Genomic DNA, 16,508 nt, shown 5'->3' on the forward strand with positions numbered 1-16,508 from the left:
ATTTTTTTAAAACTTCAACCGAAGTTTTTATTTCAAGTCTATTCCTGCAGTTCGGCAATATTGCTACTTTCCACTATTTTATATCGATCTTGATGTCCTTTGCTTCGTAGAATAATTTCGCCAAGAAAACCCGCAAGAAAAAATTGTGTTCCAATAATCATCGTTACGAGTGAAATATAAAACCAAGGATTGCTGCTCACCAATATCGTTGGCAGGTCATTGTACAACCTGATTAGTTTATTAATTCCAATAAATCCTGCCGATACAAGTCCTATGATAAACATAATGGATCCCATAGCGCCAAAAAGGTGCATAGGACGTTTTCCGAATCTACTTAAAAACCAGATGGTAATTAAATCTAGAAAACCATTTACAAAACGGTTCATTCCAAATTTTGTCTCACCATATTTCCGAGCTTGATGTTTTACAACCTTCTCGCCAATTTTTCCGTAGCCGGCATTTTTTGCCAATACAGGTATATAGCGGTGCATTTCGCCAGAAACTTCAATGTTTTTTACAACTACATTTTTATAAGCTTTCAATCCGCAGTTAAAATCATTGAGTTTTACGCCAGATGTTTTTCGCGCTGCCCAATTAAATAATTTGGAAGGTAGATTCTTTGACATCACCGAGTCGTAGCGTTTCTTTTTCCAGCCCGAAATCAAATCGTAATTTTCTTCCTTAATAAGATGGTACATTTCTGGAATTTCCTCTGGATTGTCTTGCAGGTCAGCGTCCATAGTAATGACTACATCGCCTTTGGCCCGCGCAAAACCGGCATGCAGAGCTTGCGATTTTCCGTAATTACGTAAAAACCGAATTCCTTTTATATTAGGATTCAGTGAAATAAGATCTTCAATAACTTTCCAAGATCTGTCCGTACTTCCGTCGTCTATAAAGATTACTTCGTACGAAAAACCGTTGGCGTGCATTACTTTAACAATCCAATCGTGCAATTCCTGCAGCGATTCGTCTTCGTTAAGTAAAGGGATTACTATAGATAAATTCATATATTTTTTTAGAAACTTTGGTTGCGATCTCTCTTTACGATTGCACCTATAATTAGCGAGTAAAGTAAACCTATAAATGCATAAATTGCGATTGTAGAAGGTATTGCAATAAAGGGACTCATAAACTTACGAGTAACAGAAATTGCCATATCTACTTGCTCTTCGGTCATGTCGGAATTATCGCTTAGCATTACCGAACGAGTCTTTCTCATCAGTTCTTCAACATATTCTGGAAAAATTGCATTAAAAACCACTGTAAATACACCAGCAATTAGCCCAGCAATTACACAGATAGTTACTCCAACTTTTAGACATTCGCCAAAACTTGCATATCCACCGTTCATCTTTCTAAAGTTTATACAACCTAGATAAATTAAGATTAGTGGAAGTATTAAAAAGTTTAAAAAATTCAAAACAAGTCCGTAAGTGGGGTAAGAGACTGGATTTATATCCATTACGTACCCAATGACTGTTTCAAAGATCATAATCAGACCGAATATTAAACCTAGAAATAAGCCAGCTTTTGCAGGAGATTGAGTAGTAATGTCTTTCATAGAAGGGAGTTTTTAGAATTATAATACAAATATAGCAATTCAAGATATACAACATACAATAAAGGCATCAAGCTATCTAAAAATAAAATACTAGAAACGATTTGTATATTGAAAAAATAGTGTAAATTTGCAGACTTATAATTATAAACAAGCAAGCTAAAAACTGTTGTTGAGTTTATACCTTTTCTTGTCAAAGAGAGAAGCCTCGAAACAAAAGCAATAGCAACAAGAAACACTTAATAAAATGAAAAAAGGAATTCACCCAGAAAATTACAGATTAGTTGCATTTAAAGACATGTCAAACGAAGATGTTTTTATTACTAAATCTACAGCAGACACAAAAGAAACTATTATGCACGATGGTGTTGAATACCCAGTAGTGAAAATGGAGATCTCTAGAACTTCTCACCCATTTTATACAGGTAAATCTAAACTTATCGATACTGCAGGACGTATTGATAAATTTAAAACAAAATACGCAAAACACGCGAAATAATTTACTGCCAGAGTTTCTGACCGAGTTTTTCTCAGATGAAGCGAAGATAGTACCTCATAGAAAAGTAGTAAACATTGTTTACTACTTTTTTTTTGTGCTTATTTTTTGTGGTTTATATATAACGAAATGTCCTAGTTTGGGATGATTTTGCGAGAAGGATGGCAGTGCAAATCCTTTGTTGTGGCGTTGCGAAGCATAAGCTACAACAAAGATTGGGAACGGACAGCCTGACCGGCGCTTAATAAAGGCGTCAAATAGTAACTGAACATCTATAAGACTGTCGCATTTTTCTTGCAATGGTGGCGCCGGGCTCGCCCAAATAAAAAGAAAAATTTCAAATCTTTACGACTAAGCTTTTTTTAGAATCGACCGCGATTAGACTAAAAACTTTGTAACTTTGAGTTCATAAAATTCAAGACAAGAAAAATGAATTACATTCTATTTGACGGGCCGGCTAGAAATGCGCTATTGCCTTTTACATTTACCAGACCAGTTGCGGATATTCGCGTGGGGATTTTGACAATTCGCGAGAAATGGGAGAAATATTTGCAAACGACAACCACTTCGGTGACCGAGCAATATTTGTCCATGAAGTATCCGATGGTCGAAATGCCGGAGAATATTATGATTAATGCATCGTATTTGCCGAACGATATTTTGGTGGAAATGATTAAAAATCTTGAACAAAATCAAGCTATTTTTAAAGACGATCAGGTGATTGCATTTTTTACTACCGACGATCAAGAAGATGTAGATTTTGACACTTACGAAGCCATTGAATTTGACCAAGATTGCCTGACGATTGAGCATACTTGGGATATTTTTCAGAAAAACGATGCCGCTTTACGCGAAGATTTTATTTTGCTAACTCAAGGTGAACAATCAGAGCGAATTCCGAAAAGTGTGAATGCAATTAATCCAGAGAATATTTTTATTGAAGAAGGGGCATCTCTTGAATTTGTTACTTTAAATGCTTCGACTGGACCTATATATATAGGACGCAACAGCGAAATTATGGAGGGATCTGTAATTCGTGGGCCTTTTGCACTTTGCGAAGGTGCGCAAGTAAAGTTGGGGACAAAAGTGTACGGTGCCACTACGGTTGGTCCACATTCTCGCATTGGTGGTGAAGTAAATAATTCGGTACTTTTTGGATATTCTAACAAAGGACACGATGGATTTTTAGGAAATAGTGTGCTTGGCGAATGGTGCAATATTGGTGCGGATTCTAATAATTCCAACTTGAAGAATAATTACGAAGAAGTGAAATTATGGAGCTATGAAACTGAAGGTTTCGCCAAAACAGGACTTCAATTTTGCGGTTTGATGATGGGTGATCACAGTAAATGTGGTATTAATACCATGTTTAATACCGGAACTGTGGTTGGTGTGAGTACGAATATCTTCGGCTCTGGATTTCCACGAAACTTTGTTCCGAGTTTTTCTTGGGGTGGCGCATCAGGATTTTCGACTTATTTGACCAAGAAAGCTTTTGAAACTACACGTATCGTAATGGCCCGAAGGGGAATTGAATTTGATGACAAAGAGCAATACATTTTAGAACATGTTTTTGAGGAAACTAGAAAGTGGCGTAAGGATTAACTCTCAGCAATAGTAAGCCATTCAAGCAGAATAATAATAAATAGTACAAGCGATGAAATATAGATTAGAAAGTGATTTGATAGGGGAGCTTCAGGTTCCGGAAGAGGCATATTACGGAGTTCAAACGCAGCGTGCTGTCGAGAATTTTCAAATTTCGGGAGTATTGCTTTCTGATTTTCCGCAGTTTATAAAAGGGCTTGCTTATGTAAAATGGGCAGCGGCCGAAACAAATTTTACTTTAGGACTCCTTGACGAAAATATCAAAAATGTAATCGTTGAAGCCGCTAAAGAAGTAATTGATGGGAAATTTGATCAAGATTTTCCACTTGATATGATTCAAGGTGGTGCAGGTACGTCGACTAATATGAATATTAACGAGGTAATTGCCAATCGTGCCAACGAGATGATGGGTTACAGTAAAGGTAGTTATGAGGTTGTTACTCCTAATGACCACGTCAATCTTTCGCAATCTACAAATGATGCCTATCCAACGGCAATTAAGCTTGCGGCAATAAATGCAAACGAGCAATTAATTTCAGTTTTGCAGACCCTAATTAATTCTTTTAGAGCAAAAGGAGAAAGTTTTAAGCACGTGATTAAGATGGGTCGTACGCAACTTCAAGATGCGGTGCCAATGACTTTGGGTCAAGAATTTGAAGCATACGCGGTGAATCTTGAAGATGACATAGAGCGACTCAATCAGAGTACTTTGCTATTTTTGGATATAAATATGGGTGCAACGGCAATTGGTACAGGATTGAATGCTGCTCCAGGTTATGCAAAATTATGTGCTGAAAATTTATCCAAAATTACAGGGCATAAATTTACAACTGCTCGCAACCTTATTGAGGCAACTCCAGATACTGGAGCTTATGTGACTTATTCTTCGGCTTTGAAGAGAATGGCGGTTAAGATTTCGAAAATATGTAATGATTTGCGCTTGCTTTCGTCAGGACCTCGTTGTGGTTTTAATGAAATTAATCTTCCAGCAATGCAGCCAGGATCTTCGATTATGCCTGGGAAAGTAAATCCTGTAATTCCAGAAGTGATGAATCAGATTTGCTTTAGAGTTATTGGAAATGACTTGACCGTAACTATGGCAGCCGAAGCAGGACAACTGCAGCTAAATGTTATGGAGCCCGTAATGACATTTTCTATCTTAGAATCGATGAGACTGCTATCTAACGGAATGCAAACCCTCGCAACAAAATGTATCGACGGAATTACCGCAAACGAAGCACATTGCAAAGCGATGGTAATGAATAGCATTGGAATTGTGACTGCATTAAATCCTCATATTGGATATAAAAATAGTACAAAAATTGCCAAAGAAGCTTTGGAAACTGGCGCTTCGGTTTATGATCTTGTGATAAAATATAATATTTTGTCTATGGAAGAAATGGACAAAATTTTGGACCCAGCAAATATGCTTGCGCCGCAAATGGACAAGGTAAATCACAATCCAAATAAGTAGTTCGAAACTCTTTTATAAAAAAAAATGCGTCAACTTAGGTTGACGCATTTTTTTTTGCTTTCTAGCTTCTGCGGAACTCGATGCTCTGACCGTTTACCACAAGTGTCATTGTCTGCTTATCATCCGAAAAGGTAAATTCTAAACCACCTTCTTCAAGTGTGAATTTATTTTTTCCAGCAAATTCAAGTGGAAAAGAAGCTTGACCTTCTACATTTGCGGTTAAAATATTGTTTTCTGCTGTAAAGGTTAAGATCATTGGAGCAATAGCACTTGAGTATTTTCCAACAAATTCTGTAGCCACAAGATCTTTTTCTAAAGTGTTTTTCTTCGCGCTCCACTCATTATTTCGGCTATTGATATCCGGGAAAACTTTGTCAGGATCAATCGTTACAGTTTCAATTTCTTCGGTAGAATCTAGAACGAAAGACCACGTTTTATTGCGTTCCCAAATTTCGACAGGAAGTTTCTTTCTCATCGTTTTTCCGCTTTTCAGCTTCGCTTCGATGGTAACAGGCATTGGCATTTTTTCTAAATTTTCGATAGAAATAATCGCACCTAACTTTGCATTATTCTTTACATATTTCACCGAAGTTACTGCTTGGTCAAACTGCCAGTTGTTTAAGAACCAACTTCTCCAAAACCAGTTTAGATTTTCACCAGAAACATTTTCCATGGTACGGAAAAAGTCGAATGGAGTTGGGTGTTTGTACGCCCAACGCTCTACGTACGTGCGCAAGGCTTCGTCAAAAACTTCTTTTCCCAGAACTTGTTCTCGCAAAATTGTCAATGCTGCCGCAGGTTTCCAGTAAGCAAGAATTCCAAGATTTGCCTCTTTTAATCCATCAGGAGCCGTCATCAGTGGCTCCAAAGCAGGATTTGTAAAATAGGAAGAAGACTGATGCATATTAGGACCTGCCTGATCATATTCACCATTATTGAAATCTTTTGTGCTTAGCGAATTCAGAAAAGTATTAAGACCTTCGTCCATCCAAGCAAATTTACGCTCGTTTGATCCTACGATCATCGGAAACCAAATATGTCCCCATTCGTGATCGGTAACATCCCATAAATCCTTTCCTTTAGATTCTGAACTACAAAAAACAATCGAAGGATATTCCATTCCACCCGCGATACTTGCGGCGTTGATTGCTGTAGAGTACGGATATTCAAACCATCTTTTTGAGTAGTTTTCGATTGATGCTTTTGTATATTCAGTCGATCTTCCCCACGCAGCTTTACCGTCGCTTTCTACTGGATAGACCGAAATAGCTAGCGATTTTTTTCCGCTCGGTAGATTGATTTTTGCTGCGTCAACTATAAATGCTGCAGATGAAGTCCAAGCCACATCTCTGGAGTTTTCGATTTTAAATTTCCAAGTCAACATCGCTTTTCCAGTTGGGCGAGAATCCTTAGATTTCACTTCTTTTGCTGAGCGAATAATTACGGTTGCATCACTTTCTCTAGCTTTTTTCCAACGATCCAATTGGGTAGCAGTATAGACTTCTTCTGGGTTTTGAAGTTCACCCGAACAAGCAACAATATGATTTGAAGGAGCGGTGATTTCGATATCAAAATTACCATATTCTAAATAAAATTCTCCTGCACCCAAATATGGAAGTGTATTCCAACCTTGAATGTCATCGTACACGCACATACGCGGATACCACTGCGCAACGCTGTATATTTTTCCGTTTTTGGTGTTTAGGATTCCCATTCTATCTGATCCATAAGTAGGCGATGTGAATCCGAAATCGATTTGAAACTGAATTTCTCCTCCTTTTGAAGCTAGATTTTCAGGCAGATAAACTTTCATTCGAGTATCGCTGATGCTAAATTTTAAAGCTTGAGATTTTGCTTTCTTTCCGTTGATTGAAAGTAATTTGATAGATTTTATTTTGTGTCCACCGTGAAAAACTTCACCTTTCGCGCCATTTCTGCTGCCTTGCAAAGAAATGACTGCATTTCCGCGAGAATCTTTATCAAATAGATTTTGATCAACATTCATCCATAGAAATGAAAGATTGTCCGGGCTATTATTGGTGTAGGTAATTATTTCGCTTCCGCTAAATTCGTCCGTTTTGTCATTCAGCTCTACTTTGATATTGTAGTTAGCGTAATTCTGCCAATAGTTTGCAGTCGGCTGTCCGCTTGCTGAACGGGTTGTACTTCCATTAGAAGTATAGAATATTGGTGCAAAGGCATCAAGATAACTGTAATTATTGTTGGCTGATGGTGCCTGCGCCACTGAAGTTATTCCGCATAGCAAAAGTGCATAAAGCGAAAAAATATTAAAAGTTCGTTGAAACATTAGGAGGATTTTAATTAGGATGTTGCTTTGAGTATCAACGGGTAAAACTACTAAAAGTTTTAGATACTCAAAACTGTTTTATTATTTTGAATTTAAACAAAAAAAAGCTTCAGAAGGACTGAAGCTTTAGTGGTAATATGAATTTTAAAAACTTAATCAATTTTCACAAAGTCGCCATCTTTTGTGAATTCTAATTCAACCTTATTGGTTAATTTCACTTCAATTTTGCGATCGCTTTTATCGATTTTTGTAAAACTTTGTCCAGGGTAATTTGCTTTTACATATTGAGAAATTTTATTTGGAATAAAGTGAGCTCCAATTTGAGTTCCCTTTCCATCTATTTCTTTCCATTGCCCGTCTTTGTCAAATTCGATTTCTGCTCCATCTGCAAGTGTCACTTTATACTTTAAACTGCGAGATCCTAGATCTTTCTTCCCAATTGCCCACGCATTGTCAGCATATTCTTTGGTTAGAAATTCTTGAGCCGCTTTTGGCAAGTCATTTTTTTTAATTACAGTTTCTTGTGCATTGGCAAACCAAACGCTACAAAACATCATTATAGTTAGTACACTTTTCATAGTTGTTGTTGTTGTTTTATTCTGTTCTAAAAGAATTAATTAAAAGAAGTTTAAAAGTAGTAAATATTAAATTATTAAAGGGTTATTTTTTCTGAACTCTTTTTAAATCAAGCATATTCAGAGGATTTATTCCCAAGCCTACGACATTTTTTCTGGTAAATCTAGCTGCTTTATCATAGAAAAGCGGAATGATTGGAGCTTCCTCAATCATTATTTTGTCCATCTTTTCGTAAAGTGCAATTCGTTTTTTATCATCCGTTTCGGTAAAAGATGATTCGTAAAGTCGATCGTATTCTGCGTTTTTAAAATGAGTTGTATTAGGACCGTTAGGAGCAAAATTCTTGCTGTAAAATAAGGACAAATAATTTTCGGCATCAGGATAATCTGCAATCCAGCTTGCGCGAAAGAAGTTCAGTTTTCCCGTGGCAATTGATTGTCGTAGAGTAGAAGGTGGACTCACATCAATCTGAACGTCGATCCCAATTTTCTGCCATTCTCGCTGCAGAAATTCCGCAATATCTATATAGGAAGCATTGGTGCTTAGCAAAATCGTAGGTTTCTTATCCGAAGTTTCAGCGATATAATCCGCAACCAATTCTCTAGCTTTTTCGGGGTTGTAATTATAACCCGCAGTAGCCGAATATCCCGGTAATCCCGCAGGAATAATTCCGCCAGTTGCAGGAATTCCCATATTATTCCGAAGGTATAAAACCATCTTCTCACGATCGAAACCCAAATTCAATGCTTGTCGAATACGTTTGTCTTTGCTTGCCGCCGAACCATTTTCGGTATTAAACGCCAAATATTCGGTGTTCAAATAAGGACCAGAAACCATTTTGAAATCCTCGGAGTATTTAGGTTGTAAATCTCCAACTTGGGTCAGAATTTCATCTTTGTAAGATGGATCTAAACCGGAGATAAAATCTAATTTTCCTTGTATAAATTGCAGAAAGCCACTTTGCTTATCCGGTAAAAAAGTGATCGCAACCGCTTCGAGATAAGGCAAGGATTTTCCGTTTGCATCTTTTTCGTAATAATCAGGATTCTTCCGAAGCACCAATTTTATATTCTCTTCCCACAATTTAAAATGAAAAGGCCCAGTCCCAATTGGATGTGCTCTAAAATTATAACGTTTATTTGTTTTAATTTCTAAAGGAACAACCGAAGCGTATTTCATCGCTAATAATCCTAAAAATGCAGGAAATGGTTTCTGAAGATTTATTTCGAAAATACTATCGTTTTGAGCTTTAAAGTTTTCGACATTTTGCAAAATCCAACTACCTGGCGAAGCATTCGAAGGATCTTGAAGTCGATCGAAACTGTATTCAAAATCATACGCGTTTGCAGTTCGAGTGCTGTCTTTTCCGAACAATTCGCTTTTATGAAACTTTACATCATTTCGAATTATAAAAGAATATTTCTTTCCATCTTCAGAAATTTTCCAAGATTTGGCAACATCAGGAATGATATTAAGACTTTCGTCAAGCTGAACCAATCCGTTGAAAAGTAAGTTACAAGCCCAAATATTTGATTGCACTTTCGAAAATGCTGGATCCAAAGAAGTGATATTCGCACTTTCATTATAGCGAAAAACCAATTGATCGTTGGTATCGGTGCTTTTTGAATTGCAGGATACAAGCATCAGAAGTGGGAAAAATAAGAGAGGAAGATATTTGGAAAGGCGCATTCTGACTATAAAATTTAGGTGAGTTTTGAAATAAATTCAAACAAAAACAAATATAATACTATCAGATTTCATTTCTTGATTATTGTCCGTAAATTTGCAGGCGTTTAGAAATCTGTTCTTTATTAGAATAAGCCTTCAAAAGCTTAGAAATAAATGAACATTGAATGTCGAGGGAGGCAGAAGTAAAATTTCTGTGCAAATAATTACCACTATGGAAACAAAGAAAAAAGTCGCTTTTTATACTTTAGGTTGCAAACTAAATTTTTCAGAAACATCAACGATTGCTCGTAATTTTAAGGACGAAGGCTTTGATCGTGTTGATTTTGAAGACGTTGCCGATATTTATGTTATCAATACTTGTTCAGTTACGGACAATGCTGATAAGCAGTTTAAGCACGTTGTTCGCAAAGCATTAAAGTTGAACGAAAAAGCCTTTGTTGCCGCAGTTGGATGTTATGCGCAATTAAAACCTGAAGAACTTGCCGCTGTAGATGGTGTGGATTTGGTTTTGGGTGCGACTGAGAAATTCAATATCACTCAATATCTAAATGATTTGTCTAAAAATGATTTTGGTGAGGTTCATTCTTGCGAAATTTCGGAGGCAGATTTTTATGTAGGAAGTTATTCGATAGGAGATAGGACTCGTGCTTTCTTGAAAGTTCAGGATGGTTGCGATTATAAATGTACCTACTGCACAATTCCACTTGCGAGAGGAATTTCGAGAAGTGATACCATCGAAAATGTGTTGCAAAACGCAAAAGAAATTTCGCAGAGAAATATTAAAGAAATCGTGCTTACTGGTGTAAATATCGGTGATTACGGTAAAGGTGAATTTGGAAATAAAAAACACGAACATACTTTTCTAGAACTGGTTCAAGCACTTGACGAAGTAAAAGGAATTGAGCGTTTGAGAATATCTTCGATAGAACCAAATCTATTGAAAAATGAAACCATCGAATTTGTTTCGAAAAGCCGAACATTTGTTCCGCATTTTCATATTCCGTTGCAATCGGGAAGTAACGATATTCTAAAAGCGATGAAGCGCCGTTATATGCGCGAGTTGTACACAGAAAGAGTTGCGAAAATCCGCGAAGTAATGCCACACGCTTGTATTGGTGTGGACGTAATCGTTGGTTTTCCAGGCGAAACGGACGAGCATTTCCTTGAAACTTACAACTTCCTAAATGAAATGGATATTTCCTATTTACACGTTTTTACCTATAGTGAACGTGATAATACCGAAGCGGTGGATATTCCAAATCCAGTTGCTAAAAATGTGCGCTCAAAAAGAAGCAAGATGCTACGAGGATTGTCGGTGAAAAAGAGAAGAGCTTTTTACGAATCTCAATTGGGAACAACTAGAACGGTACTTTTCGAATCAGATAACAAAGAGGGCTATATCCACGGATTTACCGAAAACTACGTAAAAGTAAAAACCCCTTGGAATCCAGAATTAGTGAATACGCTACACGAAATTGAACTTACTACAATTGATGAAGATGGTAGTGTGAGAATGAATTTTGTGGAGAAGGTTGCGGTGGTGTAGGGGAAGAGAGAGTTGCTTTCAGTAATCAGAACCGATATTTCATTTTTTTGGCTTGCAGCCAAGAAATTTTTATTTGATTGCAGTGATGGACTTCTCAATTTCAACTTTTAAAGTAGCAATTTCTTTATTGGTATTTTCGCCCAGAATATTTGTTAAATTTTCTAACTCCATCTTTCCATTAATATAATAATTTATTAATTCATTTCTTATTTCTTGCATGTCATAAGAGTTGAATAATTGAAAGTTGCATATTTTCAATTTACCAGAATACAATTTTATTTTTATAAAATTCGCAACTCCGTTTGACCTAATACTATTAAAATTCCCTCTTCCAGGATTGATTATTTTACCGTAATAGTCACCGTTTGAGATCTCAATACTTTCAATTTTTTCAAGACAAAATACTTCGTTTTCTATTTCAATTGAATTTTTTTCAAAGGTTAGAAACCCATCAATTTCACCTCGCAAAGGTTCAGTTTTTGGAATTCCCATAAGGCTTAAAACTATTCCGCAAACAAAGGTGATTAGGATTGCTCCGAGCAGAATATTGTTAACCGCACTTTTTTCTAAAACTCCACTTCCGTTTTTTAATAATAAAATAAGTAAACAAGTAAATATTATTGGATAGATAACTCTATTGTTACTCCAATAAAATTTAGATGATTTATTATAAATTGAAAAACGGTTCATTTAATTAAGATATAGTAGTTCAGCTAAATTTTCTCGCAAAAAACGATTTATGGTTAATGAAGTGAGAATTTCCTTTAAGCATATATGCCCCAAGGACAAAAATCGCTCTATTTAGGCGAAAACCCGAGCAATTGTGATGATCTGTTTGCATTTATAAGTTTTTCATCCATTCACATCTTTGCTTTTTGTTGATATTATTGCTTCTAAAGTGTTTACTAGCTTATTTTTGCGTACAACTCAAATATATACAAATAACCTCCACTTTAACCAACAAAGAACTCTATTTCCCACCAGGTTTCAAATGAAACCTTATCTTAGTAATCCTAAAAACCGTACTGCTATACTGCTCAATAAATTCATATTTATCTCTACCGACTTGGTCAAATTTGACGATGATTCCAGCGGAGAGTTCATAATACATTTTGTCGCCTTCCATCATCAATCTATTGCCGTTTTTGCGATAAGCAGAGCGGATTAGCACAAATTCAGATAGATTCCAAGTGGTATTGTTGGCATCAAAATCTTCGGTGCGGGCATAAATTCCTTCCACTATTTCTGTTTTGCAGTTGTAGTATTTGGGAATATTTTCGAAAAATAAAAGGATTGCTTGATTGTCTTCTTCAGAAAGCATAAATAAACGGTGGGGTTTTAAATTCTAATTCCGGGTGGAAGTAAATCTCGGTAAGTTGTATTTTTCTTGAAGAACTTGGCGATTTTCGGAAGTACTGGAACAACTTTGAGTTTGCGTTCGTAGGCAAAGGCCATTATTTCGTCAAGAAGGGTATTTATAAATTCTTCGTTCTCAAAATTATCGGGAGTGTGAATTTTGGTTAGAAAAATCTTTCTATCTTGAAAGGAATATTCTACCGAAACTAATTCATCGTTGTGGTGGGTTTCAAATTGACGTAGAAAAGTATTGTCTTTAATTTCCATAAGAGTACTATCTTTAATTTCCATATTGATCAAATTTTGAGCTGTTAAAGGTGGGTTTGCAAATATTTTTTCCGCTTGAAGCAACTCAATTTAATGATGAAACTATACCGGAAAAATTGTTTTGAGATAAAAAGAAATCTGCATTCTGTTTAATTTAGCACTCGCTAAGTTACTGAAATAAAAGCAGTTTTCAAAAGAGGACAAAAATATGTATTCATAATTTCGCAAAAGAGCGGTTCGTTTCTGTTATAAATTTCGCAAAGGAATCAATCTTTAAGCTTGAATACATTATTTTCGCCTTTAAACGATTTCTAAAATTACGTTTTACTAAAAATGAAAAAAATCCCTGTATATCTGATGCCAGGTCTAGCGGCAAGTTCTTCTATTTTTGAATATATTGATTTGCCCGCAGATACTTTTGAAATTCATAAACTAGAGTGGCTTATGCCAAATGAATCTGAATCATTAGACCATTACGCGGCGAGAGTTGCAGATTTGGTAACACTTCCAAACCCTGTTTTGATTGGTGTGTCCTTTGGAGGAATTGTCGTGCAGGAAATGGCAAGACATTTGCACGTGAGGAAGACTATTATAATTTCGAGCATAAAAAGTAAGGAGGAATTGCCTTCTATTATGAAATTTGCAAAAGCTACTAGCAGCTATAAATTGCTACCTATTGCTACTTTCTTAAAAGTGGAAAATACTTTGCGTAAATATCCGTTAGGAAATCATATCAATGGACGATTGGAATTGTATGAAAAGTATCTTTCTGTTCGAGATCCCGAGTATTTAAAGTGGAGTATAGATAAAATTATCCATTGGAATAGGGCAGAGGCAGATCCAAACGTGGTACATATTAATGGAGATGCGGACGAAATTTTTGCTGCAAAGAATATAAAAGAGTATATTAAGGTGGAAGGTGGTACTCATATAATGATTATTAACCGTTATAAATGGTTTAATGAGAATTTGCCAAGAATTATTCTCGAGGATACAAATCAAAATATTTTAGAATAAATTTTTAAACGAACAAAAAGTATGATAAATAAGGTAAAGCAAGGTATTGCTGCATTGGGACTTATAATGGTAAGTGGATTGTTGATAAATGCTGCTTCGGCAGATAGTCAGGAAGTAAAGAATGTAGAACCTAAAGTTCGATATTACCCAGAAAAAGTTGATTTTGCAGGTGAAAGAGCGCCTTTAGAAATTGATGATGTACGTGAGCGGTTTGAACGCGAATTACTTGTAAATGCAAATCTTGACGCTTCTACTTTGATTATTATCAAAAGAGCGGGTAGAGCTTTTCCGGTAATCGAACCAATTCTTGCAAAATATGGTGTACCTGACGATTTTAAATATCTAGCAGTTATCGAAAGTGCGTTGGTAAATGCAGTTTCGTCAGCAGGAGCTAGAGGAGTTTGGCAGTTTATGCCTGCAACTGCAAAAGAAATCGGTCTGGAAGTAAATGATTTTGTTGACGAAAGATACCATTTGGTTAAATCAACCGAAGCTGCTTGTAGATATTTGCTAAAAAGTAAAGAGAAATTCGGAAATTGGACTTCGGCAGCTGCAGCCTACAACGGTGGAAACTTTGGTGTTACCAGACAATTGGAAAATCAGAAGGTCAATGATTATTATGATGTTTTATTAACCGAAGAAACTGCGCGATATGTTTTTAGAATTCTTGCTCTGAAAGAAATAATGGAACATCCGCACAAATACGGTTTTGATGTGAATATTTCTGAATTGTACACCAATCTTCCAGTTAGGAAAGTACAAGTTGATAGTTCAATCACAGATCTTGCTGACTTTGCAAATGCGCAAGGCATCAATTATAAAATATTAAAGATTCACAATCCTTGGCTTCGCGATAGGCAATTAATGAATCCTTCTAAGAAAAACTATACTATAGAAATTCCGACAAAAGGATACGAACGAAAAAAATAAGGCATAAAAAAAGCTGAATTCTTAATTGAATTCAGCTTTTTTTTATTTTAATGAAGATTACATCTTCTTCATTTGATCTTTCATCATCTTTATTTGATCTTTCAACATACCTTGTTTATCAAGTTTTTTCGCTTCCTGAAGTAGGTTTGTCGCTTCCAATTTTCTTCTGCGACTCATTGCTACACCGGCCAGATTTAATTTGGCAACAGCCAAATCCATATCCATACTTAAGCCAAGAGCAATTGCTTTTTTGAAGTATTTTTCGGCCTGCATCATATTATTTTGAGATGCCATAATTCCGTGAAGGTAGTTGTAGTATCCTTGTTGCTTCTGTACTAGCGCGGTTTCAGGTTGTTTTATATAGTTTAGCCATTTGGTAGCACCTTCAAAATCCTGCTTACGAAGTTTTAAAAAAGCCAATAAAATAAACTCATTTTTGAAGTAAAGGAATAGCGGAATTGCAGAAAGTAAAATTAAAAATATACCATTTCCAATATTACTATCGATAATTTGCCAGATTCCTAATGCGATAATAACAGCAGCTAGAACGAGTTTTAAATTTCTGTGAAACATAGTTGTAAATTTGTTTTTGCAAAGGTAACAAAAGGTTTTAAAATATTTTTACAAAAGCACTTGCCAGAAAAAAAAGACTTTGTATATTTGCACTCGGTTTTAAGCATTAATAATAATTCACACACGAACAAAGATACAAAGCAATGAGCAAAAGAACGTTTCAACCATCGAAAAGAAAAAGAAGAAATAAACACGGATTTATGGACAGAATGGAATCTGCAAATGGAAGAAAAGTCCTTGCCCGTCGTAGAGCCAAAGGCAGACACAAACTGACTGTATCTTGTGAGCCAAGACATAAAAAATAATGATTAGATTCTAATCACTATCGAGCCGTTACTTTTATTAGTAGCGGCTTTTTTTAAATAAAGAGGTAACTTTGTATATATTCTTTAAAAGATTACAAATTATGGAAAATTTAGAAAAACTTGAAGCGGCTATAAAACGGACAGATAGGACTAAAGACGATGTGATTAAATATCTTATAGAAAGTCAAAAGCAAATGAAAGCCGAAGGCGAGAAATTTGCGAGAAGCACTAAGTTCGAAGAAATTCGAAAAAAACTGCAAGATTTAAAAGTAAATTAATGGCATATCAATTCCTTTATGAAGGCGGTGTTCAAAATAGTTATTATTTTGAAACAGAATTTGGTCTTATTTACGAAATAAGATTCAAACCAACTCCTTACTTATTTGGGAATGAAATGCAAGATATCAGCGAAAGTGTTTTTGAATTCGGGATTTTATTACAATTTGATCCAAGTTTAAAAGTGCCCAGAGAAGATAAAGAAATTGGAGCCACAGTAGTGGCTATTTTTATAGATTTTTATAATAAAATAGGAAAAGCAATTTCAATTTATATTTGCGATTCTTCAGACGGAAGGGAATTCATTAGAAAAAGAAAATTTGATTCGTGGTTTTCCGAATTTAACAATGACATATTTCTGAAAATTGACGAAGTTATTTTGGATCATGACAATAGGAAATTTCCAATTTCATTAATTATAGGAAAAGATAATCCATTTCGACATCAAATTATCGATGCTTTTATTGCCATTGCGATTAATAATTCGAAATAATTATAATTTAAGTTAAGTCAAACCTAGTCTCTAAAT

The 16,508-nt window shown here is 35.6% G+C and carries 18 protein-coding genes; 9 read left to right on the forward strand and 9 right to left on the reverse strand.

Annotated elements, in window-relative coordinates:
* Positions 1-38: 38 nt before the first annotated feature.
* Positions 39-1,010 carry a glycosyltransferase family 2 protein gene (locus SBO79_RS06590; RefSeq protein WP_318643262.1) on the reverse strand — a complete coding sequence of 324 codons (972 nt, stop codon included), beginning with the start codon at positions 1,008-1,010 and terminating at the stop codon, positions 39-41.
* Between the two features lie 8 nt (positions 1,011-1,018).
* Positions 1,019-1,564, reverse strand: coding sequence for a DUF4199 domain-containing protein (locus SBO79_RS06595; RefSeq protein ID WP_318643264.1), 546 nt, complete (start codon positions 1,562-1,564; stop codon positions 1,019-1,021).
* Positions 1,565-1,808: 244 nt separating this feature from the next.
* Between SBO79_RS06595 and SBO79_RS06600 the strand changes: the two genes are divergently transcribed.
* The 3 genes from SBO79_RS06600 to aspA all read left to right on the forward strand — a co-directional run bounded on the left by SBO79_RS06600 (position 1,809) and on the right by aspA (position 5,136).
* Positions 1,809-2,060 (forward strand): type B 50S ribosomal protein L31, encoded by a 252-nt coding sequence (locus SBO79_RS06600; protein ID WP_318643266.1) that lies wholly within the window; start codon positions 1,809-1,811, stop codon positions 2,058-2,060.
* Between the two features lie 426 nt (positions 2,061-2,486).
* Positions 2,487-3,662, forward strand: a complete 1,176-nt coding sequence (locus SBO79_RS06605) for a GlmU family protein (RefSeq protein WP_318643267.1) — start codon at positions 2,487-2,489, stop codon at positions 3,660-3,662.
* A gap of 52 nt (positions 3,663-3,714) precedes the next feature.
* Entirely contained in the window at positions 3,715-5,136 is a 1,422-nt protein-coding gene (aspA, locus tag SBO79_RS06610) for an aspartate ammonia-lyase (RefSeq protein ID WP_318643269.1), read from the forward strand.
* Positions 5,137-5,197: 61 nt separating this feature from the next.
* On the opposite strand, the gene SBO79_RS06615 is transcribed toward aspA, so the two are convergent.
* From SBO79_RS06615 to SBO79_RS06625, 3 genes are all read right to left on the reverse strand, one after another.
* Positions 5,198-7,444, reverse strand: a complete 2,247-nt coding sequence (locus SBO79_RS06615) for a M1 family metallopeptidase (RefSeq protein WP_318643271.1) — start codon at positions 7,442-7,444, stop codon at positions 5,198-5,200.
* A 152-nt stretch (positions 7,445-7,596) separates the two neighbouring features.
* Entirely contained in the window at positions 7,597-8,022 is a 426-nt protein-coding gene (locus SBO79_RS06620; RefSeq protein ID WP_318643273.1) for a PepSY-like domain-containing protein, read from the reverse strand.
* An 82-nt stretch (positions 8,023-8,104) separates the two neighbouring features.
* On the reverse strand, positions 8,105-9,709 hold the full coding sequence (locus SBO79_RS06625; RefSeq protein ID WP_318643275.1) for an ABC transporter substrate-binding protein: 1,605 nt from the start codon (positions 9,707-9,709) through the stop codon (positions 8,105-8,107).
* 211 nt (positions 9,710-9,920) lie between these two features.
* On the opposite strand from SBO79_RS06625, the gene mtaB reads away from it, so the two are divergent.
* Positions 9,921-11,255 (forward strand): tRNA (N(6)-L-threonylcarbamoyladenosine(37)-C(2))-methylthiotransferase MtaB, encoded by a 1,335-nt coding sequence (gene mtaB / locus SBO79_RS06630; RefSeq protein WP_318643277.1) that lies wholly within the window; start codon positions 9,921-9,923, stop codon positions 11,253-11,255.
* A gap of 69 nt (positions 11,256-11,324) precedes the next feature.
* Here mtaB and SBO79_RS06635 read toward each other — a convergent pair whose 3' ends face one another.
* From SBO79_RS06635 to SBO79_RS06645, 3 genes are all read right to left on the reverse strand, one after another.
* Complete coding sequence (locus tag SBO79_RS06635; RefSeq protein WP_318643279.1) at positions 11,325-11,747, reverse strand: hypothetical protein; 423 nt, start codon at positions 11,745-11,747, stop codon at positions 11,325-11,327.
* Positions 11,748-12,225: 478 nt separating this feature from the next.
* A complete protein-coding gene (locus SBO79_RS06640) occupies positions 12,226-12,576 on the reverse strand; it encodes a hypothetical protein (RefSeq protein ID WP_318643281.1) in 351 nt (116 codons plus the stop codon).
* A gap of 17 nt (positions 12,577-12,593) precedes the next feature.
* Positions 12,594-12,902, reverse strand: coding sequence for a GNAT family N-acetyltransferase (locus SBO79_RS06645; protein ID WP_318643282.1), 309 nt, complete (start codon positions 12,900-12,902; stop codon positions 12,594-12,596).
* Between the two features lie 309 nt (positions 12,903-13,211).
* Here SBO79_RS06645 and SBO79_RS06650 point away from each other — a divergent pair, with 309 nt between their 5' ends.
* A complete protein-coding gene (locus tag SBO79_RS06650; RefSeq protein ID WP_318643284.1) occupies positions 13,212-13,895 on the forward strand; it encodes an alpha/beta hydrolase in 684 nt (227 codons plus the stop codon).
* A 21-nt stretch (positions 13,896-13,916) separates the two neighbouring features.
* Positions 13,917-14,825, forward strand: a complete 909-nt coding sequence (locus SBO79_RS06655) for a lytic transglycosylase domain-containing protein (RefSeq protein ID WP_318643286.1) — start codon at positions 13,917-13,919, stop codon at positions 14,823-14,825.
* A gap of 57 nt (positions 14,826-14,882) precedes the next feature.
* Here SBO79_RS06655 and SBO79_RS06660 read toward each other — a convergent pair whose 3' ends face one another.
* On the reverse strand, positions 14,883-15,398 hold the full coding sequence (locus SBO79_RS06660; protein ID WP_318643288.1) for a DUF2892 domain-containing protein: 516 nt from the start codon (positions 15,396-15,398) through the stop codon (positions 14,883-14,885).
* Between the two features lie 143 nt (positions 15,399-15,541).
* Between SBO79_RS06660 and rpmH the strand changes: the two genes are divergently transcribed.
* From rpmH to SBO79_RS06675, 3 genes are all read left to right on the forward strand, one after another.
* The gene (rpmH, locus tag SBO79_RS06665; RefSeq protein ID WP_022828464.1) at positions 15,542-15,703 is read left to right on the forward strand and encodes a 50S ribosomal protein L34; all 162 of its coding nucleotides are present in this window, start codon (positions 15,542-15,544) and stop codon (positions 15,701-15,703) included.
* A gap of 101 nt (positions 15,704-15,804) precedes the next feature.
* A complete protein-coding gene (locus SBO79_RS06670) occupies positions 15,805-15,981 on the forward strand; it encodes a hypothetical protein (RefSeq protein WP_318643294.1) in 177 nt (58 codons plus the stop codon).
* The gene (locus SBO79_RS06675; protein ID WP_318643296.1) at positions 15,981-16,472 is read left to right on the forward strand and encodes a DUF6169 family protein; all 492 of its coding nucleotides are present in this window, start codon (positions 15,981-15,983) and stop codon (positions 16,470-16,472) included. Before SBO79_RS06670 ends, SBO79_RS06675 begins: the two co-directional genes overlap by 1 nt.
* Positions 16,473-16,508 lie beyond the last annotated feature (36 nt).

It is taken from the genome of Flavobacterium ardleyense (genome assembly GCF_033547075.1).
Classification (GTDB): domain Bacteria; phylum Bacteroidota; class Bacteroidia; order Flavobacteriales; family Flavobacteriaceae; genus Flavobacterium; species Flavobacterium ardleyense_A.